The following is a 23,193-nucleotide window of genomic DNA, read 5'->3' as shown; positions in this document are numbered from 1 at the left end:
GCTCTGCTCGTCGTAATTCGCCATGCCCTTCAACTTTCCCCCTAGAATTTGATATCGAGTGCCGCGCCCCAGGACGAGAATGCGTCATAGGGCACGACCTGCATCAGGCCCGGATTGTTGGTGACCAGCCGGGAGACGAAGCGTTCGCCGAACACGTTCTTGCCGATCACGCTCAGCCTCCAGCGATTGTCCGCGGCATGGATGCCGACGGTCAGATCGACCGTATTGTAGCCGGGCGATAATGTCGCAGGATTGGCGCCGACGCCGTACTGGACCTCGGACTGGTAATAATAATGCGCCTGGCCGAACAGGTTCAGCGAATCCGTAACCGGCCTGTCGTACCGGGCAAAGGCGTTGAGCTTCCATTCCGGGTTGCCGACGGTGCGCATACCGTTGACCGACTGGACCGACGCGGTCGACCCGACCGATGGCGCGGCGCAGACGCCGGGCGTTGAATCGGGCGTCGCGCTGCGCGGCTGCAGCGCATAGCAGGGCGCATTGGTGAAATCGGAATATTCGGTGTCGTTCCAGGTCACGTCGCCATTGATCGCGAAACCCTCGAGCGCGCCGCGGGGATTGAAGGCGAACTCCGCCTCGACGCCCTTGGCCTTGATCTCGCCGGCGTTGATGATGGTGTAGGTAAGGCCGTTGCCGCCGGTCCCGGGCAACGCCGCCGTGATCTGGAAATCCTTGTACGGCGCATAATAGCCGGTCAGGTTGAAGGTCACCTGCCGATCGAGGAACTGAGTGCGCAGGCCGATTTCGTAGGAATGGGCGATTTCCGGGCGAACGATCGATCGGGTCTGCGCGAAGACGGTCGGCGTCAGATCAGCCGCGAAGTTGAAGCCCGGCCCCTTATAGGCACGGCTCGCGGTGGCGTAGAGCATAACGTCATCGGTCGGCTTGAATTGCGCGCCGAGCCGCCACGAGAAATCGTCATAGTTGACGGAGGACGCGACCGACAACGGGGTATAGCCCGCCACCGCCGATCCCGGGATATAGATGCTGGTGTCCGAACCCCCTTCAGCCGGCGCGCCGTCGCGCGGCAGGGAGCGGTTGAACGTCCCTTCGCTCCGCTCATGCGACAGGCGGGCGCCCGCGATCAGCGTGAATTGCCCGACATCATAATTCAGGTCAGCGAACGCCGCATAATTCTTGGTGTTCATGGTCGAGACCGGGAAGCGCCCGGTGGCGAAGAACGGCGCGGGCAGGCTCGGCACGTTGCGTGCGGTCTGCTCGAACGAGCTGTTTTCCACGTCCAGGTTATAATAGAACAGGCCAAGGGTGTATTTGAAAGCATTGCTGCTGCCATTGGCCAGTCGCAGCTCAGTGGTGAACTGGTTGGTATCCGACTTGTAGTGGAGATAGGTGGTGAAGCTGCCCGGCTCGCTCGCACTGTAATCATATTCGCTGATCTGGCTGGACTTGATGCGACGATAGCCGGTGATCGAAGTCAGCGTGACGTCGCCGGTCTCCCAGTTCGATTCGAGATGGTAGAATTCGGGCTTCACATAGCCGCCGATCGGCACTTCCGATCCCACGGTCAGGTTACGCGGGCCGGGCACGATCCCCATGCTGGCGTTGATCTGCGCGATCGTCCGCGCACCCGGCAAAGCGACGAAATCGTTCGGCATGTAGGCGCGCGTGGTCTGCTGGACGCCGTCATTGGTGTTGTCGCTATATTCGGCGGTCGCATCGAGCCGCCAGTTCGGTGTCACTTCGAACGCAAAGCGGCCGCGCAAACCCCAATTGTGGAAATCGCCGATATTGCCGTCCGACTGTTTCGGCGCGTTGATATAGCCGTCGCGGCTGAAATCCCATGCGCTCAGGCGGATCGCCGCCCTGTCGCCGATCGGCACATTGACCGTGCCCTGGACCCGGAGCTCCTCGTTCTCGCCATAATAGACGCGGCCGATCGCCTCGGCCTCGCCGACACGCGCCTTGTTGTTGACGACGCTGACCAGGCCCGCGGTGGCGCTCTTGCCGAACAGGGTGCCCTGCGGTCCGCGCAGGACCTCGACCCGGGCGACATCGACGGCGTCGACCACTGCGCCGGCGATGCGACCCAGCGGAATGCCGTCGATTGCGACGCCGACTGACTGCTCGAGCGTGTCGACCGTCGAATAGGTGCCGATGCCGCGCACGACGAACTGAAGATTGTTAGGATTGGGCGCCGGCACGAAGACGATGCCGGGCGCCATCGCCGCCAGATTGGCGGTGCTGGTGATGTTCAGCGACTGCAGCTTTTCCTCGCTGACCGCCGTCACCGCCACCGGCGCGTCCTGAACATTCTGCGCCCGCTTCGATGCGGTCACGATGATGTCGCGCACGTCGCTGGGGACGTCGCCGTCGGTGGTCGTCGCGCCGGCCTGTCCGGCCGGGTCCGCGGCCTGTTGGAGTGCAGGCTCGGCTGCCTGTGCCGAACCCGCGGCCAGCGCCATGAAGCAGCTCGTAGCCAGAAACTTGGTGATCATCGCCCTCTCCCATGTTGATCGGGCGAACGATGCAGTCTGCAGTCGCGCCCAGGGCGAACGATGCTGCAGCTTAGTCGCCACGATCGGTGTGTGGCCTGACGATCGGTGCCGTCCGGCTCGGTTGTTCCGCGCTTCACGAGAAGCGGCCCGGCAGGAATGGCAAAATCCAGTTGATCAAAATAATACAGATTTTCGATCCGCTATGCTTTCTCGCTATCACTGGGCGGATTGGGGAATCGAGAAAACGCCGCTCGCGCGGGCCGTAATGCCGGCCGAGCCAACCAGCAGCGCATCGCAGAAAACCACGCGTCGGGCCTGGCGGATGATCCGCGCCCGGCTTTCGAGCCACTCCCCGGAAACCGCGCCGCGCACGAAATCCACCGTCATCGACATGGTTGGCGCGCCGGCCACGCCCGTCGCCGCCAGCACGTTCCGGCCCATCGCGATATCGAGCAGGCTCGCCATCAGGCCGCCGTGACAGCCGCCCAGAAAATTGCAGTTCCGCGGCGCGACGCGAAAGCCGATGCGGACCAGCTCCTCGGGCGTCGGCGCGAAATCGCGGGCGCGAAAGATCATGCCGTTCGCTGCCTCGAACGGATCGCCGTGATCCCAGGCGGCCCAGCCGTCACCGGGAGGAGCCGCTTCGTTCGTCACTGCGTCGATCGTCGCCACCCCATGCTCCCCGCCCTAACCTGTTTGCTTTTGGTACCGGTATCTTTAGATGATGGCTAGCCCCGGCGAACATGCGGCAGTCGATTCGATCAACGCCAGCTCGGGAATTTGGAAGGGGATCAGGCACCAATGGCCAATATCGACTCGATCGAAATCATCGACGCGCAGATTCACGAACCCACGGCGCAGATACCGATACCCGGCGTCGATGCCGCCACGACCAGCGCAATCGACGTGGAGCTGGCGCGTGAGGCGATGGATGCGATCGGCGTGGATATTGCCCTTGCCGTCACCGGCGAAGCCTTCATCACCGCAGCGCTGGAACGCTATCCGGATCGCTTCGCGGGCGTCGTGACGTTCGATCACGCCCATCCCGATCTCGCGGCGGATGTCGCGCGGGTGCGCGGCTTGCCCGGCGTAATCGCCGGGCGTGCGCTGCTCGGCGACTGGCGCGACATGACGTTGCGGCCCGAATTCGAACAGGGCCTGTTCGACCCGATCTTCGCCGCAGCGGAAGAGGTCGGATTGCCGATCTTCGTCTCGACCCATGGCTGGGCGAAGGTGATGGAGGCCGTCGTGGTGCGGCACCCAGGCCTCACGCTGATCATCGACCATATCGGCGTCAGCCAGCATCCCGTTTCGCCCCCCAATGACGATCCCTGGGGCCGCTTCCCCGATCTGCTCGCGCTGGCGAAATACCCCAATGTGCACGTCAAGCTATGCGGTGCACCCTTGTTGTCGGAGCAGGCCTATCCCTTCTCCGACGTGTGGCCGCAGCTCGCCCTGCTGTTCGAGAGCTTCGGCTTCGACCGGATCATGTGGGGCAGCGACTATACGCGGATGCGCCAGGCCGATCTGCCGCGCGGCACGCGGCCCAGGCGGCGCGGCCTGAGCTATGCCGACAGCCTGTCCTATCTGCTCGACAGCGACCGCTTCACCCATGGCGAAAAGGAACAGCTGTTCGGCGGAACCCTGCGCCGGGTGCTGAACTGGCCGCGGACATGAGCGTCCTGCCCGCGTTCGATGTCGTCACCGACTGGGAGCGCCTGCCGCCCCACCTCAAGCATCTGGACGTTACCGGGGTGGGGGTGGATTCGGCCGACCGGGTCTATCTCTACACCCGCTACGACAAGCAGGTGCTGGTGTACGAACGCGACGGCAGCTTCATCCGGTCGTGGGGGCATGACGTGTTCACCGCCGCGCACGGGCTGACGGTGGGGCCTGACGACCGCGTCTATTGCGTCGACATGGGCGACCATAGTGTACGCGCCTTCACCCCGACCGGCGAATTGCTGATGACGATCGGCATTCCCGGCCAGGCATCGGACAGCGGGTTCGATCCCAAGGCGCCGTGGACGATCCATTCCTGCGAGTGCGTCCTGCACGGCGCCGGCCCGTTCAACCGCTGCACCAACCTGGCCGTCGCGCCTAACGGCGATCTTTACGTGTCCGACGGCTATGGCAATTCCCGCGTGCATCACTTCACGCGCGACGGCGAGCTGATCCGATCCTGGGGGGAGCCGGGCAGCGGGCCGGGCGAGTTCCAGCTGCCGCATGGCATCACCGTCGCCAGCGACGGCCGCGTGCTGGTGGCCGACCGGGAGAACGACCGGATCCAGATATTCGATCCGGAGGGCAAGTACCTCACCGAATGGATCAATGTGCGTCGGCCCAGCGACCTCAAAATCGACCGCAACGGGCTGGTCTATGTCGCCGAGCTTTGGCGGCCGCAGGGCGCGGGGACCTTCCGCAACGGCATTGCAAAGGAGGACCAGGCTGGCCGGGTGACCATCCTCGATCCGGACGGCGCCGTGCTCGGCCATTGGGGCGGATCGTCCGATGGGCGCAACCTGCCGGGCAATTTCATCGCCCCGCACGCGCTGGCGATCGATTCACGCGGCGACGTCTATATCGCCGAAGTGACTCACACCTTTGCGGTCAGCACGGGATTGGTGCCGCCCGAATATGGCGCACATCAACTCCAGAAATTCATCCGGCGACGGGCCGAGGGATGATCCGGATCACACCCGTGCCGGGATCGTGAAGAGCGTTCGCCCGCAGGCATCGCAGATCAGCGCTTCAGTCGGGACCTGCACGATGGCTGACTGCGGCGCAGTCGCGTGCGTGGAACCGCCGCAGCAGGCGCAGGGCGGCAGCAGGGTAGCCTCGAACGCGGCGACCATCCGGTCACTCCAGGGTGCCGCGCAAAAGGCGCAGCTCGGCTGAGCGGGCGAACGGTTCATGCGAAATAGAAATCATAGCTGTTGCGGGAGATCGCGGCCCGGACATCGGGATCCGGCAGCCAATATTGATACTGGCTGACCGTCTCGGCGTAGCTGATCCTGCCTTCGAACCCGACGAATGGCGCATCGCTGCCCCAGAACAGCCGATCGGTACCGACCTGATCGACATAGGCCTGAGCGAACAGGCGCGGAATATCCTGATCCGGCCGGCGATAGCCCGACGACAATTTCACCCAGGCGCGCCCCGCCTGGCACGCCGCGACGCTCATCCGGAAACCCGGGCTGTCGAGACCCAGCTCGGTCTCCGGCCAGCCGAAATGGTCGATCACGATCTTGACCCCGCTTGGTTCGAGCGCAGCGAGCACCGATGCCAGCCGCGCTGCCTCCACATTGACGTGAACATGCATATCCAGATCGCGCAGCCGGTGGAACAGGCGGGCATAGGCGTCGCTCGCGAAATCCGGCAGCGGATCGACGTGGAACAGTTGCAGCCTGATCCCGACGATGCCGTCTTCGTGCATCCGCTCGAGCTCATAGAAGCCGATTTCCGGGCTGACGATCGCCGTGCCGCGCAAGCGCGGGAAGCGGCGCAGCGCGCGGATCGTGTAATCATTATAGGTGCCGAACAGGCTGGCGGCGGCGATGACGCCGTAGCCGATCCCGTTGGCATCGAGCGTGGCGAGATATTCCTCGACCGGAAAGGAATAGCTCGTCCGGGTCCAGGCGGAGCTCGCAAAGGGCATGGTCGCCGACCAGATATGGGCGTGCGAATCGACCAGAGGCGGCGCGCCATCAGCCGGCGCAGACGGATCGTACATAGGTATTTTCGCTCCCTGCCCTCCCTCTTATGGCCCGTGCATCCTGCTGCACAATCACGTCGCAGCATCGTCGAGACGGTAGCGGAATAGCCACCGCCAAGCGCGCCGCGCGTCATCGTTCCGCTCAGGGATATCCCACAGGCATCATAGTATGACCAATCATCATCGAACGGCGATACTCCCGTATTTTATCGTTGTAAGACAATGTGTTATTCCACCATTTCTGGCTGGTATCCGAAATGCGCCGAGTTTGCCGGGATTGCTGCACCGCGCGTTATACCGATAAGACCGGGGCATCAGACCAAGCGGCTGCCGCCGGATATGCCGGCGGCGATCATCGCAGGCCGATGAGCCCTGCAGGAGAACAACGATGGCCACCCTCTCGGCAAGCACCGTGAATGTGCGTGATGCGGCGCCGGCGCTGCGCTGCACGCCGATCAATCCCTATTTCGGCGCCCGGGCCGAGGGCCTGGACCTCCGCCACCCGCTCACGCCAGAGCAGATCGACGAACTGCGATCGGCGATGGACCATTACGGCATCCTGGTATTGCCCGGTCAGGACCTGACCGACGAGGAGCAGGCTGCCTTCGCGCAGCAATTCGGCGAGATCGAGGATACGCCGACCCTGGTCGATCAGGAGCGCCGCCGCCTTCCGAACATGAAGATCAATGACATCTCCAACCTTGGCGCGGACGGAAAGATCCTGGCCGCAGACGACCGCCGCCGGATGTTCAACCTGGGCAATCTGCTGTGGCATAGCGACAGCAGCTTCAAGGCGACGCCGGCTTATTGGTCGATGCTGCAGGCGCGCGTTATCCCGCCAACGGGTGGCCAGACCGAATATCTCGATACCCGTGTCGCCTGGGAACATCTGCCCGAGGATCTGAAAACAGTCGCCCGCGATCTCGTCACCGAGCATTCACTGATCTTCTCGCGCGCGCTGCTTGGCTTCGACGCGTTCAGCCCGGCGGAGATCGAGCGCTGCAAGCCCGTGCCGCAGCGCCTGGTGCGCCGGCACGCCGAATCCGGCCGCCTCGCGCTATACCTGTCAGCGCATATCGGCCGCATCCAGGGATGGGAAACGCCGGAAGCGATGGTCCTGATCCGCGAACTGACCGAGTTCGCGACGCAGCGCCAGTTCGTCTACACCCACAACTGGACCGTCCATGATCTGGTGATCTGGGACAATCGCTGCACCATGCACCGGGGCCTGCGCTACGACGACAAGCGCTATCCGCGCGACCTGCGGCGCGTGACGCTCGAGGATGTTGCGCCGACGCTCGAACAGGCGGCCTGACGCTCCCGGCGGTCCGCGGACCAGCCGACCGCCACCGGACTTTCACACACAGATAGCATGACCGCGCGCCACCGGGCGCCGCGGATGGGGGACTTTGCCTTGACGACCCGAACCGTGACTGAAGCGCTGGTGGCGCGCCTTGCCGAGCATGGCGTGACGCGAATCTTCGGCCTGCCCGGCGGCGAGTGCAATCTCGACTTCATTGCCGCCGCCGAAAGCGCCGGCATGCAGTTCGTCCTGACCCGGACCGAGACCGCCGCCGGCATGATGGCCTGCGTGACGGCCGAATTGACCGGCACGCCGGGCGTCGCGATGACAACGCGCGGCCCGGGCCTGGCGGCTGCGGCAAATGGCGTTGCCTATGCCGATCTCGATCGCGCCCCTTTGCTGGTCATCTCGGACGGCTATGAGGACGATCAGTCCTATATCAGCCATCAGCGGATCGACCAGACCGCGATCCTGGCGCCGATGCTCCGGGCAAGTTCCAACCTGCGCGACGCGGATCCGATCGCCGAGCTGGACCGGCTGCTGCTCGCGATGGAATCGCGTCCGAGGGGGCCGGCCTATCTTGAGGTCGCCGGCTCCTATATCCGCGGTGCAGCCGGGGATGCGCCGGCGCCTGCGGTTGCCGCTGTGCTTCCGAAACCCGGCGCCGAGTCTATCGAGCAGGCGCGGCAACTGCTCGCCAAGGCCAGGCGCCCGATCCTGATCGCCGGGCTGCAGGCCCGCTCGCCCGAAGCCGGCGACGCGGTGCGCGCATTCGTCGAGGCAAGCGGCTGCCCGGCGCTGACCACCTACAAGGCGAAGGGCGTCATCTCCGAACGGTCGGCGCTCGGTCTTGGCCTCTATGCTGGCGGCGTCGCCGAGGAAGCGATCCTTCGGTCTGCCGATCTGATCCTGCTGTACGGCTTCGATCCGGTCGAGGGCCCCCCGCAACGCTGGCGCTACGCCGGCATCCCGACGATCGAGCTGACCGAGCATGCCCACGCCCATACGCTGGTGGAAGTCGATGCGTTGCTGGTCGGCAATCTGCCGGCCGGGCTTGCGGCGCTGGCCGACGCGATGCCCGCACCGGGCTGGGCGGCAGACGAGCTGGCGGCGGCGAAGGACCGCCTCTGGTCGGCTGCCCGCACGCCGACGGGTAGCGGCATTTCCCCCTCCCAGCTGGTCGATGCGGCCATCGCAGCGTTGCCGGCGGACAGCCGGATCACGATCGATGCCGGGGCACACATGCTGCCCGTGCTGCATTTGTGGCAATCGGCGGCCCCCAATCTCTCGCTCATCTCGCGCGGGCTTTCCACCATGGGGTTCGCCCTGCCCGCCGCGATCGCGGCGAGCCTGGCCGATCCCGATCGCACCACGATCGCTTTTACCGGCGATGGCGGGCTGATGATGTGCCTCGGCGAACTGGGCACGGCGGTTCAGTCGGGATCGAAGCCGATCGTCGTGGTGTTCAACGATTCCTCGCTGACCCTGATCGGGGTAAAGCAGAAGCGTCGCCAGCTGGCGTCTGCGGGGGTCGATTTCATCGCGGCCGACTTCGCCCAGGCGGCGGCCGCGTTCGGCTGGTCGGCCGTCCGGATCGAGCAGGCAGGCGATCTGGCGGCGGCGTTCGCTGAGGCGCTGGCCGCGCCCGGCCCGGCATTGATCGACGTGGTGATCAATCCCGAGCAATATGACGCGCAGATCACGGCGATCCGCGGCTAGCCGGCGAGAAACCCGCCATCGACCGGCAGGATGACGCCAGTGATGAACGCTGCCGCGTCCGAGGCCAGGAACACCGCCGCGCCGCCGACTTCATTTGGCTCGCCGATCCGTTTCAGCGGCGTGCGCGCCATGATCGCGGCCTCGCGCGCCGGCGTCTTTTCCGAATCCGGGACAAGCGGGGTTTCGACGAAGCCTGGCGCGATCGCGTTCACGCGGATGCCGTCCGGCGCCCATTCGACCGCCAGCGCCTTGGTCAGCTGCATCACGCCGCCCTTCGACGCGGCATAGGCCGCCGCATTGCCCGCCGCGACGAACGAGCGGATCGAGGCGAGGTTGATCACCACGCCCTTCGTCTCGCGCAGCTGGGCGTGGAAAGCGCGGCACATGTTGAACGGGCCGCCGACATTGATCGCCAGCGTGCGCTGCCAGTTCTCGGTCGCGCCCGGATCGGTGATCAGGCCTGGACGGATGATGCCGGCATTGTTGACCAGGATCGCGACCGGACCGACCGTCGCCGCCAGCGCCTCGCACGCGGCCGGATCCGACACGTCGAGCGCATGTCCGGTGGCGCCGGAACCGATCTCCCTGGCCGTAGCCTCGGCATCCGCCCCGTCGATATCGGCGATGATCACGCGCGCTCCCGCTGCCGTCAGCGCCGTCGCGATCGCGCGGCCGATGCCCCGTGCGCCGCCGGTGACCAACGCGATCTGTCCGTTCAGACTCATCCTCGACTCCTGCTCATCCTGTGCCCGCAACCGGGCCACCAAATTTCTTGTTACCGGTATCCAATTCCCTTATGCGGGGCAAGGGCGTGCCGCGCGGCATGCGTTTCGGAAGGCTTGTACGTGACTGTCGTTGAACCTGCCCTGCCCGCGCCACTGACTGCGGGCTCGGTTGCCGTCATTACCGGTGCGGCTAGCGGGATCGGCCTCGCCACCGCGCGCTTCCTTGCCGAACGCGGCGTGCATGTCGCGCTGGCGGATCTGCCCGGGCCGGCGCTCGAACAGGCGCGCGAAACGCTTGCTGCCGCCGGTGGTGCCGAGGTCATCGCCGTACCGACCGACATCGCCGATCCGACCCAGATCGCGGCGCTACGCGACCTGGTGCTCGACCGCTTCGGGACCGTGACGCTGCTGATGAACAATGCCGGCACACGATCGACCGAGGCGAAACCCTGGGAAGATTCGGCCGAATGGCGGCGGGTGCTCGACACCAATTTGTGGGGCGTGATCGAGGGTGTGCAGGCGTTCGTGCCCGGCATGATCGCGTCGGGCGAGCCCGGGCTGATCATCAACACGGGATCGAAACAGGGCATCACTCACCCGCCGGGCCGGCCGGCCTATAATCTGTCCAAGGCAGCGCTGAACAGCTTCACGACCATGCTCGCGCACGAACTGCGCGGCGCCAGCGAAGGACGGATCAGCGCCCATCTGCTGATCCCCGGCCATGTCTGGACCGGCATGTCGGCCGGGCAGGGCGAGAAGCCCGAAGGCGCCTGGGCGCCGGAGCAGGTGCCGCCATTCCTGTTCGACGCCATCGCGGCGGGCGACTTCTACATCCTTTGCCCCGACAACGACGTCGACCGCGCAACCGACGTGGCCCGCATCCGCTGGGCGGTAGACGATATCCTCCTCAACCGGCCCGCGCTGTCGCGGTGGCATCCCGATTATCAGGAAGATTTCGCGCGCTTCATGGCAGCAGCCCGCACGGAGGAGACCAGGTGATGGACTATGTCCGGCTCGGCACCACAGGCCTGAAAGTTTCGCGCATCTGCCTTGGCTGCATGACCTTCGGCGATCCCACGCGCGGCCAGCACCCATGGACGCTGCCCGAGGACGCCTCCCGCCCGATCATCGCGCACGCGCTCGATGCAGGAATCACCTTTTTCGATACCGCCAATGGCTATTCGGCAGGGACATCGGAGGAAATCCTCGGTCGCGCCCTGCGCGGCGTACCGCGCCATGATGTCGTCGTCGCGACCAAGGTGTTCGGCAAGGTTCGCCCCGATCCCAATGGAGGCGGACTCTCGCGCAAGGCGATCCTGAGCGAGATCGACGCCAGCCTGACTCGGCTCGGCATGGACCATGTCGATCTCTACCAGATCCATCGCTGGGACGACGAGACGCCGATCGAGGAGACGATGGAAGCGCTGCATGACGTCGTGAAGGCGGGCAAGGCGCGCTATCTCGGCGCTTCCTCCATGTACGCCTGGCAATTCGCCAAGGCACAGCAGGTCGCCGAGCGCCACGGCTGGACCAGGTTCGTGTCGATGCAGAACCATCTCAACCTGCTCTATCGCGAGGAAGAGCGCGAGATGCTGCCGCTTTGTGCGGTCCAGGGCGTCGGGGTGATCCCGTGGAGCCCGCTGGCGCGCGGACGGCTGGCGCGCGCGTGGAATGTCGAAACCGAGCGCACCCGCACCGATGCCTTCGGCACCGGGCTCTACCAGAAAGTGGCCGATGCCGACCGCCTTGTGGTTGAGGCGCTGCACCGCGTGGCACAAGCGCGCGGCGTGCCGGCCGCCCAGGTCGCGATCGCCTGGGTGATGGGCAAGGCCGAAGTGAGCGCACCGATCCTGGGCGCCTCGCGCACCGGGCATATCGACGATGCCGTCGCGGCGCTCGCCATCGTCCTCACCCCGGAGGAACGCGCCACGCTCGAGCAGAGCTATGTACCGCATCCGGTCGCCGGGTTCGGCTGACCCCACCAGATTACCCACCAGCAACCATCGAGGCACATGATGACCAACGAAACCTATGAACGCGGCCTGGCCCTGCGCAAGGAAGTCCTGGGTGAGGACTATGTCGCGCGCTCCTTCGCCAATGCCGACGATTTCAGCCGGCCGATGCAGGAACTGTCGACTGAATATTGCTGGGGCAATGTCTGGTGCCGCGAGGGCCTCTCGCGGCGTGACCGCAGCCTGCTCAACATCGGCATGATCAGCGCGCTCAACCGCCCGCACGAACTGAAACTGCACGTCAAGGCGGCGCTGACCAACGGCCTGTCGCGGGACGAGATCCGGGAAGCGCTGCTTCAGGTCGCGATCTATTGCGGCGTGCCGGCCGGCCTCGATTCTACGCGCATCGCGCGCGAGGCATTTGCCGAGATCGACGCCGCGAAATAGCCGGCGCCCGCCCGCTTATCGAGCGGGCGGGGTCACCGCCGCGGTGAGCGGCATCCGCCAGATATCGCCCTTCGTCGCCTCGGTGATGTACAGCGCCCCATCATGCACGGTCATGTTGGTGGTGCCGGGCCCGGCACTGTCCGGAAGCGAGATATTCCCGATCAGTCTCCCGGTCGGCCCGGCGATGCTGATCGCCCCATCCCCGTAATTCGCCCACCACAGGCGTGACGCGGAGTCGATCATCATGCCGTCCGGTCCCACGCCGCCTTCGGTGCGCAGATGGACCCAACTCGTCAGATAGGGCTCGGGTCGGTCGGCGGGCGGCAGGACGATGATGGTCTTGTCCGCATATAATCCGACGAACAGCTTCGCGCCGTCCGTGGATAATGCCAGCCCGTTGGGAAACGGCAGGCCCTCGGCAATGATCTGCGGCTGGCTCGCGTCGCCTGGCGCCAGATACAGAACCATGCCGTCAGGCTGCATTTTGCTCGAGGTCCCGCGTACCGTCATGTAGAGGCCGCCCGCACGATCGAAGACCAGATCATTGGCGCCGACGATCGGCTTGCCCGCGACCGTCGCGGCCCGGACGGTGAGCGCCTTGCTGCGCGGATCGTAGATGAGCAGGCCGCGCTTGGCGTCGGTAACGAACAACCGCCCGTCCGCAGCGAAGCGCGCACCATTCGGGGCGCCACCGGTATTGGCGACATTGCGGCAGACGCCGTCCACCACTTCCACGATGTTGCCGCCCTTAAGATCGACGGCCCAGAGATGGCCTTCACGGTCGAAATTGGGCCCTTCGAAGAAGCCGGCGCAATGCACGTGCAGGACGGGACGGCACTCTCCGCAAAGCGCGACTAACCCGCCCGCCACGGGATCGGCGCCGAACGCCTGTGTCGCGGCCACGATCGCGGCAAAGCCGGCCACATTTCGAACGATGCGCGCAAAGGGCATATCTCTCTCCCCATGAGGTTCGGTAACGTCGCTTCGGGCCGCGACTCTTGTTACCGGTCCCTTTAAGGGAGCGCGCGGCGCGGGGCAATTGCGCGCTGCGTTTATGGAAGGCTCAGCGGCGCTCAGGCACTCGCGCGGTGGACGATCTCGAAACCCAGATCGACCGACTGGACCGGCAATTCGCGATTCAGCAGGCGGGCGAGCAGCATCTCGGCGCTGCGACGCCCGATTTCGTAGCGCGGCAGCCGCAGCGCGGTCATTGGCGGGTTCACGAAGCGCATCAGATCCAGGTCGTCGAAGCTCGCCAACGCGAGCCGGCCAGGCACCGACCAGCCGCGGCGGTCGCAGTCGAACAGCGCGCCCGCCGCCAGCACGTCGCCGCCGCAGAACAGGGCATCGGCCTCCGGCATGTGCCTTTCGATATAGGCGATCGCCTCGGCCCCGCCGCCGAAGCCGCGCGACACGCCCACGATCGCGCGCGGCTCGAAGGGCAGACCAAGCTCCTCGAGGGCATCGCGGAACCCCAGCTGGCGTTCCGACGCGCGCGGATTGCGGGCCAGGCCGGCAAAGGCGATCCGCGAATAGCCGAGCCGCGCCAGATGCAGCGTCATCGCCTTGGCCGCGGCGCGGTTCGAATAGCTCACTACCATGTCGACCGGGTTGGCCGGCAAATCGCCATTTTCCACCACCGGAATGGCAGCCCCGCGGAGCATCTTGACCGCCGCCGGGCTATGCCGCGTGGAATGCAGGATGAGGCCGCCGACCCGCTGGGCGAGGAAGGTGGCGATGACGCCCTCTTCCTCCTCGGGATCGTCGGCGCTCTCGGCCACCATCAGCTGGAATCCGGCCGGACGCAACACGTCCGAGATGCCCTTAACGGTCTGGGCGAAAATCGAATTTTCCAGACTGGGCAGGACCAGGCCGATGACGGTCGAGCGGCTGGACGAAAGGCTGCGCGCAAGATGGTTATGGACATATCCAAGCTCCGCCACGGCCTCGAGCACGCGGTTGCGCAGCGCCGGCTTCACGCGTTCCGGCTGATTGAGCGCGCGCGACACCGTCATTCGCGACACGTCGGCCAACCGCGCGACCTCGTGCATGCGGATGCGCCCGCCACCACGGGAAGACGAATTGCTGGCTGGCACGTGGCATCCTTTCGTTGTTTGTTACGGTGTAGCAAATTCCGCCCGTCACGGTCTACGGCCAGGGGAGGGCGTCGATCAATAGCACCGCCCGGCCCGGCGTGCGGCATCGGGTGTCAATCGAAGGCAGCGATGGTCTGCGCCCCCTACGCCCACCGATAACAAGCCGAATCTGGTGACAGTTGGTGTCCGCGCGAATTCGATCGGGGCCGAATGGGGACTTGTCACCCTGCATATTGCGCCGTACAGATTTTTGATACCGGTACCTGATTGGACAGGCAGCGGCGGGAGGATTTGTGGCGGGGGCTTCTGAAGCCATTTCTGTATGGGTGGCCGGCACGTCGTATGACGCGCTGCCGGAGGACGTCGTCGCCAGCACCCGGCTCCGCGTGCTCGACGTGATCGGCCTGTCGATCGCGGGGAGCCAGACGCCGTTCGGGGCGTCCGTACGCAAGACCGCCACGCTCTATCCGGGCGATGAGGCGGGCCTGTGGGGCAGTCGCGATCGGGCGAGTGCGGTGGGCGCAGCCTTCATCAACGGCGCGCTGAGCCAGGCGCTCGAATATGACGACACGCACAATGAATCGATCGTTCACATGAGCAGCCCGGCGGTTGCCGCCGCGCTCGCGCTGGGCGACCGGCTGGGATCGAACGGCCGCGACCTGATCACGGCGGTGGCGATCGGCAACGAGATCAGCGCGCGGGTCGGCAGCGTCACGCCGCAGCAATTCCACAAGCGCGGCTTCCATCCCTCCGGCCTGTTCGCTCCGTTCGGCGTGTGCTGGCTCGCCTCCAGCCTGTTGAAGCTGGACGTGCCGCAGATGGTGAGCGCAGCAGGCATCACGGGCAGCTTCGCGGCGGGGCTGATCCAGTGCTGGGTCGACGGCACCCAATCGAAGTTCCTGCATCCCGGCTGGGCCGCGCAAAGCGGCATCGCCGCGGCCGTGCTCGGGCAATCCGGCGTGACCGGGCCCGCCGAAGTGTTCGAGGGGCGGTTCGGTCTGTTCGCGTCACATCTGCAGGCCGCGTCTCCCGCGCCCGATTTCGGTCGGCTGACCAACGGCCTCGGCAGCGTCTGGGATAGCCGCAATGCGTCGTTCAAGCCGTTCCCGGTCGCCCACGTCATCCATCCCTATATCGATGCGGTGTTCAGGCTCCGCGCAGCGCACGGTCTGACGCCGGAGAATATCGCGCGCGTGATCTGTCCGGTTGCGCCGTACATCGTCGGCATCGTGTGCGAGCCGCTCGCCGAGAAACGGCGTCCCCTCACCGATTCCCACGGCCGGGTGAGCCTGCAATATACTTTGGCCGAGGCTTTCGCCTTTGGGCGCATCGGCAAGGATGCCTATGCCGAAAGCTCGCTCCGCGATCCCGCGATCCTGGCTTTGGCCGACCGCGTCGAATTCGTCGTCGACCCGACCATGCCCGGCAGCGAGCAGTTCAAGGGCGTGGTGGTCGTCGAGACGACCGATGGTCGCCGTTTCGAGGAGATCGAGGAACATAATCGCGGATCGGCGACGAACCCGATGACCCAGCAGGAGATCGAGGGCAAGTTCCGCGAGAATGTCGACGGCGTGCTGAACGCGGCGCAGGCAGGCCGGGTAATCGAGGCCGTCATGCGCCTCGAAACGCTCGACCGGACTTCGCTGCTTACCGAACTGACGGTCGCCGGTCATGCGTGAACCCGTCTCGCTTGCCGGGCGCACCGCCCTCGTCACCGGCTCGGCCGGCGGGCTGGGGCTGGCGATGGCGCGCAAGCTCGCCTCCGCCGGGGTGTCGATCGTCCTGACCGGGCTCGAGCCCCCCGAGAGCGCCGAAGCGGCACGCCAGGCGCTGATCGACGATTTCGGAATCGCCGCGCATTATCACCAGGCCGATCTGACCAATATCGCCGAAGTGCACGCGCTGTTCGAACAGGCCGCGGCGATCAGCCCGATCGACATCCTGGTCAATAACGCAGTGGTGCGCCATTTCGCGCCGATCTGCGATTTCCCGCTCGACGAATGGCACCGGGCGATCGCGGTCAACCTGACCGCGGCGCTCGTCGCCACGCAGATGGTGCTGCCGGCGATGCGCGCGCGCAATTACGGGCGCATCTTCAACATGACGTCGGTCTATGGCTCACGCGGCACGGTGAACCGGGTCGACTACGTCACCACCAAGACCGCGATCCAGGGCCTGACCCGCGCGATCGCGCTTGAGACGGCGGGCAGCGCGGTCAGCTGCCATGCACTGACGCCGGGATCGGTGCTGACGCCGGTGTGGCAGGAACGGATCGAGCAATCGATGCAGCGGGACGGCATCAGCCGCGCCGAAGCGGAACAGCGCTTCCTCGACGGCAAGCAGCCGAGCGGCCGCTTCATCGACGTGGATAGCGTCGCCGAAGTCATGCTGCTGCTGTGCGGCCCGGTGGGCGAAGATATGAATGGCGCAATCCTGCCGATCGAAGGCGGATGGCTGGCGCGGGGCTGAGCCGGCGACAATGGAGACAAGGACATGACGAAGACTTCGGTGCTGGGCTTTGTAGGGCTTGGCAGCATGGGCAGCGCGATGGCGCCGCGCCTGGTCGCGGCGGGCCATGACGTGATCGCGTTCGACATGGTCGAAGCCTCGCTCAGCGCCTTTGCCGCGGCCGGCGGACGGCGTGCGGCATCCGCCGCCGAGGTCGCGGAAGCTGCCGATATCGTCTTCATCAGCCTGCCGACGCCGCAGATCGTCCACGACGTTGCGCTGTCGCTGATCCCGGGCAAGCCGCGGATCGTCATCGACCTGTCGACGACCGGCCCGCGCATGTCGGGCGCCGTGGCGGAGAAGCTGGCCGCGGCCGGCATCACCCTGGTCGACGCCCCGGTCAGCGGCGGCCGCGGCGGCGCGCTATCGGGCAAGCTCTCGCTGATGGTCGCCTGCGCGTTGCCGGTCTGGCAGGAAGTCGAGCCGCTGTTGCTGACGTTCGGCAAGGCATTCCATGTCGGCGAGGCGCCGGGCCAGGCGCAGACGATGAAGCTGGTCAACAACGCCCTGTCGGTGGTCGCGCTCGCCGCGACCTGCGAAGGCATGGCCATGGGGGTGAAGGCCGGCCTCGATCCCCAAGTGATGCTCGACGTGCTGAACGCCTCCAGCGGCCGCAACAGCGCCACCACCGACAAGTTTCCCCGCGCCGTCTTGCCGCGCACCTTCAACTTCGGCTTTGCGACTCAATTGTCGCTGAAGGACATGCGGCTGTGCCTCGACGAGGCGGAGGCGATGGGCGTGCCGATGATGATGGGGACGACCGCGCGTACCATGCTCAACATCACCCAGGCGCAGTTTGGCGGCAGTTCGGACTTTACCTCGATGGCCAAGGTGGTCGAGCAGTGGGCAGACGTCGAGATCGGCGGTACGCAAACGGCATGAGTATGGAATCGACCTTCGAGATCTATGCGGTCCGCTACGGCCATCACGACCGCAATGCCGCGGCCAACTTCATTGGCGGCGATCCGCATGATCTGCCGATGGCGCTCGACTATTTCGTGTGGGCACTGGTCGGGCCGACCAAGACCTATGTCGTCGATACCGGGTTCGACGCGGTCACCAGCCGCAAGCGCGACCGGCAGCTCGTGCGCCCGATCGACGACGGGCTGAAGGCGATCGGCATCGACCCGGCGACCGTTACCGACGTTATCATCTCGCACATGCATTTCGATCATGCCGGCAACCGCGACATGTTCCCGGCGGCGACCTATCATATCCAGGATGTCGAGATGGCGTTCTGCACCGGTCGCTGCATGTGTCATCCGCACCTCAACCATTCCTTCGATGTCGAGGACGTCCAGTCGATGGTGGGCAAGGTCTATGACGGCCGGGTGACCTTCCACGACGGCGACAGCGAGATCGAACCGGGCCTGACCGTCCACCGCGTCGGCGGCCATACGCGCGGGCTGCAGATCGTGCGCGTCAAGACGCGGCGCGGCTGGGTCGTGGTCGGCTCGGACGCATCGCATTTCTACGCCAATTTCGAGCAATATCGCCCGTTCCCGGTGGTCGACAGCGTCGCCGACATGCTGGCGGGCTATGATCGCATGCGGCAACTCGCCAGCTCGATCCGGCATATCATCCCGGGCCACGACCCGCTGGTGCTGACCCGCTATCCGGCGGCGCGGGCGGGGCTGGACGATGTGGTGCGGCTGGATCTGGAACCGCGTTACTGACCGGTGCGGGCCGTACCAGGCCCGCGATCAGCCCAATTCGGCCCGGCGCGAAATGATATACACCTCATCATTGAACCACAGCCCCCGGTGCTGGCGCAGCGTGTCGCGCGTCGCCTCCAGATAGCGGTTGTTGGTCAGGGCCTGGGCGAGCCGCCGGTCGTCAATCTGGCCGACATAGCTTGCCGCGTTCCACGCCGCGAACAGCGTCGAGCTGCCAATCTCCGCCGAACCGTCGATTTCGGTCGGCAGCGTCCGAACGTCGTACCGGAACAGCGATTCCGCATCCGTCAGGTGATCGAACTGATAGTCCCGCGCCTCGCGGCCAAGCTCCGCCGTGACCCCATCGATGATGTCCTTCCCGCTCATCGTGAACGGGTTTTCGTCCGGCCAGATCTTGCGGATCAGGTCGATCCCCGGGTCGTGCCCGTGGCTGTGCACGCCCATCAGCCGCCCATTCGGGCGCAACGCCCGCACGAGCGGCGTCACGATGCGCGAGGTCTTGAAGGAGAGCGGCGCGCGCGCCGGATAGGGCTGCGACAGCAGGATGAAATCGAAATCGGCGCTGGCATAGCCGCGGCGCGGCACGATCGGATCGAGCAGGAACCGGTGATCGCGGCGGTAGATCACCAGAACCACCGGCGTCTTGTAGATCGGATTGCCGCTCGCGCTGCTGATGCTGGCGCCCCAGTGCCGGGCGAGGAATTCGTCCAGCCCGGTGATCTGTTCCTCGAAATCGCCCGCGGTCGTGCCGTCGAGGACAAGCTCGTGCCAGATCATCGAGCTGGCGGCGGCCGGCGTCGCCGGTTGAAGCAGCGGGGCCTTTGCGTAGGTGAGGTTGGTCAGTACCAGCACCGTCGCCGGATGCTCCTGCAGGCGATCCGGCATCTTCTCGAGCGTCAGCCGGACATTCTCCTTGCTGATCTCCTTGGCGACCGCATAAAATGGCACCCAGGGCTGGAGCCGGTGCATGCCGCGCAGGATCCGCGCAAGCGCCGTGCCGTCTCCGGCGCCGCCGTCGAACAGGCGGATGGCCGGCGGACGCGGCTGGGACTTCATCACTTCCTGCACCGCGCGATCGGCGATGATGTGTTTTTCCGACGTCGTGTTGACGAACATCAGATATTTCTGGCGGTTGTCGTAGAAGCGGAAATGCTGTTCGGGCCGCATTTCGGCGTGCAGCCCCATGATCGCCGAGCGAAGCGACGTCGCAGAATCGCCCCCGCCCTGCTCGATGAAGCGATGCACGCGATCGACCGTGCTGATGGTGACGCGACCGCCCTGCTGAAGCCGGGCGACCAGCTTGCCGTCGTTGACCGCCTGGCGGCCGAACGTGGTCTGCGCCATTCCCATGCGCCTGCAGGCATCGTCGATTTGCTTGAGCAGGACTTCGGCCTCATTCGTTGCCGTCACTGTTCCTCCCCGCTCTCTCGCTTATTCCGGTTCGCCATCTGATCGCGGCGAAGCTTCAGTACCGGGTACCGGTATCATAAAGAACGCCGAAAAAAAGCCTCGATCGCGGATCGACCACCGGGTGCGCGTTGCCGTGGGCAGCGGCCCACCCGAAATGGTGGGACCGATTGTGGTTTACCCGCACCCCGGCCCGACCGATCCCTGATGGCAAGCAGCGGCCACATAATGTGGCGGCGCAAGGCCCCCGGGCCGGGCGATCAAGCTGCGGTATCGAAGGAGCAGGGCCGTGGCGATCAATCGTGTCCGGGATGAAACGATCGAGCCGGAGAGCCCGCCCGCGCCGGCGCTTGCCGAGCCCTTGGAGTCCGCCGCAGCGCCGGTCGAACAGAATTTCCGCTTCTACGACAACCGCCAGAAATATCTGATGTTCGTCAACACCTGCTCCGAAAAATGGGTGGTGGCGGAACGGGCCGCGGACGAGTTGCGCATGCTCAAGCCCGCCCCGCCGGCAGTGCGCTTTTTCGATGCCGGGATGGGCGACGGCACCGTGCTCGCCCGGCTCATGCGATCGATGCACGAGGCGTTTCCGCGCTTTCCCTTCCTGATCGCCGGCAAGGAAATCAGCCTCGAAGACGTCCGCCTGACGCTCGAGAAGATGCCCGACCGGTTCTTCGAACATCCCGAGACGGTACTTGCCGTCACCAACATCTCCTACGCCGACGCGCCGTCGCTGATGCCGTCCAGCCCGGCGGCGCGCAGCCGGATGGTGTGGAAAGCGGTCGCCTTGCGCGGCCGGACCACTGCCGAGTTCGAACGCCAGATCCTGGAGCTGCAGGGTTTCCTCGCCGAGCATTGGCGCACCAAGGTCTCCGAAAAGACCGGCAGCATGATCCCCGAAATCCCGACGACGCTGATCCTGTACCGCGAGGATTGCGGTTTCCTGCTCGATTCGGTGCTGCCGCGCCAGGGCGTGCCGCACGCCGGCTATGACCTGATCCTCGCGAGCCAACCGTTCCGGTTGCGGGCTTCGGTCGACTTCAAGGCCGGGCGCGTGCTGGCGCCGCTTGCCCGGGCGCTCCGCCCCGGCGGCCGGCTGCTCGGCATCCATTCCGCCGGCAACGATCCCGGGCTGGAGATCGTCCAGCGGGTCTGGCCGTCCGAGGATCCCTTCACCACCTCACGCCACGCCTTGCTCGAGGCGACCCGCACCGCGCTTGGCGCCGAAGCCCCGCAGTTCCGGTTCGATCCCCTGCCGACCTCGCGGGCGCTGTTCCGCTACGAGATGCATACGTTGCCGGACGAGATCGACAGCGCGGATGCCTCGATCGGCACATCGACTCTGCTCGCGGCCTGGAACGCCGCCACCTACGTCTCGCAGATCGAGGACGAACGCCTGACCGAGGCGATGAGCAGCTCGAAATATCTCGAGGCCACGCGCGCCGTGCTCAAGAAGAACGGCGCGCTGTGGTTCAACGACGAAAGCTACGTGATCGCCCGCAACCCGTGAATCGAACGGGGCGCAAACCTGCGCCCGACACTTCAGGAGAGACGATTTCCCATGACTCGCCAAAACTATCTCTTCACCTCCGAATCCGTGTCCGAAGGACATCCCGACAAGGTCGCCGACCAGATCAGCGATGGCATCGTCGATCTTTTCCTGTCGAAAGATCCTTACGCCCGCATCGCCTGCGAGACGCTGACCACGACCAACACCGTAGTGATTGCCGGCGAGATCCGCTGCGTGGGCGTATACGAAGCCGAGACCGGCTGGGCTGACGGCGCGCTCGAGGAGATCGAGAAGACCGTCCGCGAGACGGTGAAGCGGATCGGCTATGAACAGACCGGCTTCCATTGGAAGACGTTCGAATTCACCAACAAGCTGCACGGCCAATCGGCGCATATCGCGATGGGCGTGGACGAGAGCGGCAACAAGGAAGAAGGCGCCGGCGATCAGGGCATCATGTTCGGCTACGCGACCGACGAGACGCCGGGCCTGATGCCCGCCACGCTCTATTACAGCCACAAGATCCTCGAGCGCATGGCCGACGATCGCCATTCGGGCGCCGCGCCGTTCCTCGAGCCCGATGCGAAGAGCCAGGTCACGCTGCAATATGAAGGCGGCGTGCCCGTCCGCGCCACCGCGCTCGTCGTATCCACGCAGCATTCGGCGGATTGCTCGAATGAAGCCGGCCAGGCCAAGTTGCGCGATTATGTGAAGGGCGTGTTCGCCAGCGTCCTGCCCGAGGGCTGGCTGCCCGGCGACGAGGCGATGTACGTCAATCCGACCGGCCTGTTCGAGATCGGCGGGCCCGACGGCGATGCCGGCGTTACCGGCCGCAAGATCATCGTCGATACCTATGGCGGCGCGGCACCGCATGGCGGCGGCGCCTTTTCGGGCAAGGACCCGACCAAGGTCGACCGGTCGGCAGCCTATGTCTCGCGCTATCTGGCGAAGAACGTCGTCGCAGCTGGTTTCGCCAAACGCTGCACGATCCAGCTGTCCTACGCGATCGGCATCGCCGAGCCACTGTCGGTCTATGTCGATCTGCACGGCACCGGGACGGTCAGCGAGGAAAGCCTTGAGGCGGTGCTGCCGAAGCTCGTGCGACTGACCCCCAAGGGCATTCGCGAGCATCTGAAGCTCAATGCGCCGATCTATCAGAAGAGCGCTGCCTACGGCCATTTCGGCCGCGAGCCGGACGGCGACTTCTTCACCTGGGAAAAGACCGATCTGGTCGACGCGCTCAAAGCCGCGCTCTGAACCCGCATTCGAAGGAATTCATCATGGCTACTGCCACACTGATCAAGACGGACGACTATGTCGTCGCCGACATCACGCTTGCCGATTTCGGCCGCAAGGAGATCAACATTGCCGAGACGGAGATGCCCGGGCTGATGTCGCTGCGCGAGGAGTTCGGCGCATCGCAGCCGCTGAAGGGTGCGCGGATCACGGGATCGCTGCACATGACGATCCAGACCGCGGTGCTGATCGAGACGCTGACCGCGCTGGGCGCCGATGTGCGCTGGGCGACCTGCAACATCTTCTCGACGCAGGACCATGCCGCGGCGGCGATCGCGGCGACCGGCGTGCCGGTGTTCGCGGTGAAGGGCGAGAGCCTGGCCGATTACTGGGACTATGTCGGCGACATCTTCAACTGGGGTGCCGGC

Annotated in this window: 22 protein-coding genes; 14 read left to right on the top strand and 8 right to left on the bottom strand. The window is 65.5% G+C overall.

The annotated features are described in order from the left end of the window. Window positions 1-41 precede the first annotated feature (41 nt). Both U1769_RS21845 and U1769_RS21840 read right to left on the bottom strand, forming a co-directional pair. Window positions 42-2,474 (bottom strand): TonB-dependent receptor, encoded by a 2,433-nt coding sequence (locus U1769_RS21845; RefSeq protein ID WP_332720167.1) that lies wholly within the window; start codon window positions 2,472-2,474, stop codon window positions 42-44. A 216-nt stretch (window positions 2,475-2,690) separates the two neighbouring features. Next, the gene (locus U1769_RS21840; RefSeq protein ID WP_332720166.1) at window positions 2,691-3,146 is read right to left on the bottom strand and encodes a PaaI family thioesterase; all 456 of its coding nucleotides are present in this window, start codon (window positions 3,144-3,146) and stop codon (window positions 2,691-2,693) included. Window positions 3,147-3,275: 129 nt separating this feature from the next. Here U1769_RS21840 and U1769_RS21835 point away from each other — a divergent pair, with 129 nt between their 5' ends. After that, window positions 3,276-4,151 carry an amidohydrolase family protein gene (locus U1769_RS21835; protein ID WP_332720165.1) on the top strand — a complete coding sequence of 292 codons (876 nt, stop codon included), beginning with the start codon at window positions 3,276-3,278 and terminating at the stop codon, window positions 4,149-4,151. Then, window positions 4,148-5,161, top strand: coding sequence for a peptidyl-alpha-hydroxyglycine alpha-amidating lyase family protein (locus tag U1769_RS21830; protein WP_332720164.1), 1,014 nt, complete (start codon window positions 4,148-4,150; stop codon window positions 5,159-5,161). Before U1769_RS21835 ends, U1769_RS21830 begins: the two co-directional genes overlap by 4 nt. A 6-nt stretch (window positions 5,162-5,167) precedes the next feature. Here U1769_RS21830 and U1769_RS21825 read toward each other — a convergent pair whose 3' ends face one another. Further along, window positions 5,168-5,389: a hypothetical protein gene (locus U1769_RS21825; protein WP_332720163.1), complete on the bottom strand. Its 222-nt coding sequence runs from the start codon at window positions 5,387-5,389 to the stop codon at window positions 5,168-5,170. After that, window positions 5,386-6,207 carry an amidohydrolase family protein gene (locus U1769_RS21820; protein ID WP_332720162.1) on the bottom strand — a complete coding sequence of 274 codons (822 nt, stop codon included), beginning with the start codon at window positions 6,205-6,207 and terminating at the stop codon, window positions 5,386-5,388. Before U1769_RS21820 ends, U1769_RS21825 begins: the two co-directional genes overlap by 4 nt. Before the next feature lie 370 nt (window positions 6,208-6,577). On the opposite strand from U1769_RS21820, the gene U1769_RS21815 reads away from it, so the two are divergent. Then, window positions 6,578-7,504, top strand: coding sequence for a TauD/TfdA dioxygenase family protein (locus tag U1769_RS21815; protein WP_332720161.1), 927 nt, complete (start codon window positions 6,578-6,580; stop codon window positions 7,502-7,504). Window positions 7,505-7,603: 99 nt separating this feature from the next. Beyond that, window positions 7,604-9,211, top strand: a complete 1,608-nt coding sequence (locus U1769_RS21810) for a thiamine pyrophosphate-binding protein (protein ID WP_332720160.1) — start codon at window positions 7,604-7,606, stop codon at window positions 9,209-9,211. Here U1769_RS21810 and U1769_RS21805 read toward each other — a convergent pair. Next, window positions 9,208-9,936, bottom strand: a complete 729-nt coding sequence (locus U1769_RS21805; protein ID WP_332720159.1) for an SDR family NAD(P)-dependent oxidoreductase — start codon at window positions 9,934-9,936, stop codon at window positions 9,208-9,210. The two genes, U1769_RS21810 and U1769_RS21805, sit on opposite strands and share 4 nt — an antisense overlap. A 120-nt stretch (window positions 9,937-10,056) precedes the next feature. On the opposite strand from U1769_RS21805, the gene U1769_RS21800 reads away from it, so the two are divergent. From U1769_RS21800 to U1769_RS21790, 3 genes are read left to right on the top strand one after another with little or no spacing between them, the layout of a single operon-like run. Beyond that, window positions 10,057-10,935, top strand: coding sequence for an SDR family NAD(P)-dependent oxidoreductase (locus tag U1769_RS21800; protein WP_332720158.1), 879 nt, complete (start codon window positions 10,057-10,059; stop codon window positions 10,933-10,935). Then, window positions 10,935-11,912 (top strand): aldo/keto reductase, encoded by a 978-nt coding sequence (locus tag U1769_RS21795; RefSeq protein WP_332720361.1) that lies wholly within the window; start codon window positions 10,935-10,937, stop codon window positions 11,910-11,912. Before U1769_RS21800 ends, U1769_RS21795 begins: the two co-directional genes overlap by 1 nt. A 39-nt stretch (window positions 11,913-11,951) precedes the next feature. Further along, a complete protein-coding gene (locus U1769_RS21790; protein ID WP_332720157.1) occupies window positions 11,952-12,335 on the top strand; it encodes a carboxymuconolactone decarboxylase family protein in 384 nt (127 codons plus the stop codon). A gap of 15 nt (window positions 12,336-12,350) precedes the next feature. Here U1769_RS21790 and U1769_RS21785 read toward each other — a convergent pair whose 3' ends face one another. Together U1769_RS21785 and U1769_RS21780 are read right to left on the bottom strand one after the other, a co-directional pair. Beyond that, the gene (locus U1769_RS21785) at window positions 12,351-13,286 is read right to left on the bottom strand and encodes an SMP-30/gluconolactonase/LRE family protein (RefSeq protein WP_332720156.1); all 936 of its coding nucleotides are present in this window, start codon (window positions 13,284-13,286) and stop codon (window positions 12,351-12,353) included. Window positions 13,287-13,408: 122 nt separating this feature from the next. Further along, complete coding sequence (locus U1769_RS21780; protein WP_332720155.1) at window positions 13,409-14,431, bottom strand: LacI family DNA-binding transcriptional regulator; 1,023 nt, start codon at window positions 14,429-14,431, stop codon at window positions 13,409-13,411. Window positions 14,432-14,724: 293 nt separating this feature from the next. Here U1769_RS21780 and U1769_RS21775 point away from each other — a divergent pair, with 293 nt between their 5' ends. Genes U1769_RS21775 through U1769_RS21760 form a run of 4 tightly spaced genes read left to right on the top strand, consistent with a single transcriptional unit; the run spans window position 14,725 to window position 18,615 of the window. Beyond that, the gene (locus tag U1769_RS21775) at window positions 14,725-16,110 is read left to right on the top strand and encodes an MmgE/PrpD family protein (RefSeq protein WP_332720154.1); all 1,386 of its coding nucleotides are present in this window, start codon (window positions 14,725-14,727) and stop codon (window positions 16,108-16,110) included. Further along, entirely contained in the window at window positions 16,103-16,900 is a 798-nt protein-coding gene (locus U1769_RS21770) for an SDR family NAD(P)-dependent oxidoreductase (RefSeq protein WP_332720152.1), read from the top strand. Before U1769_RS21775 ends, U1769_RS21770 begins: the two co-directional genes overlap by 8 nt. Before the next feature lie 24 nt (window positions 16,901-16,924). Then, entirely contained in the window at window positions 16,925-17,821 is an 897-nt protein-coding gene (locus tag U1769_RS21765) for an NAD(P)-dependent oxidoreductase (protein WP_332720150.1), read from the top strand. Beyond that, window positions 17,818-18,615, top strand: coding sequence for an N-acyl homoserine lactonase family protein (locus tag U1769_RS21760; protein WP_332720149.1), 798 nt, complete (start codon window positions 17,818-17,820; stop codon window positions 18,613-18,615). Before U1769_RS21765 ends, U1769_RS21760 begins: the two co-directional genes overlap by 4 nt. 27 nt (window positions 18,616-18,642) lie before the next feature. Here the strand turns inward: U1769_RS21760 and U1769_RS21755 are convergent, their stop codons facing one another. Then, on the bottom strand, window positions 18,643-20,025 hold the full coding sequence (locus tag U1769_RS21755) for a hypothetical protein (protein WP_332720148.1): 1,383 nt from the start codon (window positions 20,023-20,025) through the stop codon (window positions 18,643-18,645). A 286-nt stretch (window positions 20,026-20,311) separates the two neighbouring features. Here U1769_RS21755 and U1769_RS21750 point away from each other — a divergent pair, with 286 nt between their 5' ends. The 3 genes from U1769_RS21750 to U1769_RS21740 all read left to right on the top strand — a co-directional run. Continuing rightward, on the top strand, window positions 20,312-21,532 hold the full coding sequence (locus U1769_RS21750; protein ID WP_332720147.1) for a hypothetical protein: 1,221 nt from the start codon (window positions 20,312-20,314) through the stop codon (window positions 21,530-21,532). 51 nt (window positions 21,533-21,583) lie between these two features. After that, a complete protein-coding gene (gene metK / locus U1769_RS21745) occupies window positions 21,584-22,786 on the top strand; it encodes a methionine adenosyltransferase (protein WP_332720146.1) in 1,203 nt (400 codons plus the stop codon). 23 nt (window positions 22,787-22,809) lie between these two features. Next, the coding region (locus U1769_RS21740) for an adenosylhomocysteinase (protein ID WP_332720145.1) at window positions 22,810-23,193 on the top strand (384 nt) is incomplete at its 3' end.

Source organism: Parasphingomonas zepuensis, assembly GCF_036663735.1.
Taxonomy (GTDB): Bacteria; Pseudomonadota; Alphaproteobacteria; order Sphingomonadales; family Sphingomonadaceae; genus Sphingomonas.
Note: the sequence above shows the minus strand (reverse complement) of the source record. Positions and strands in the feature narration are given on the sequence as shown.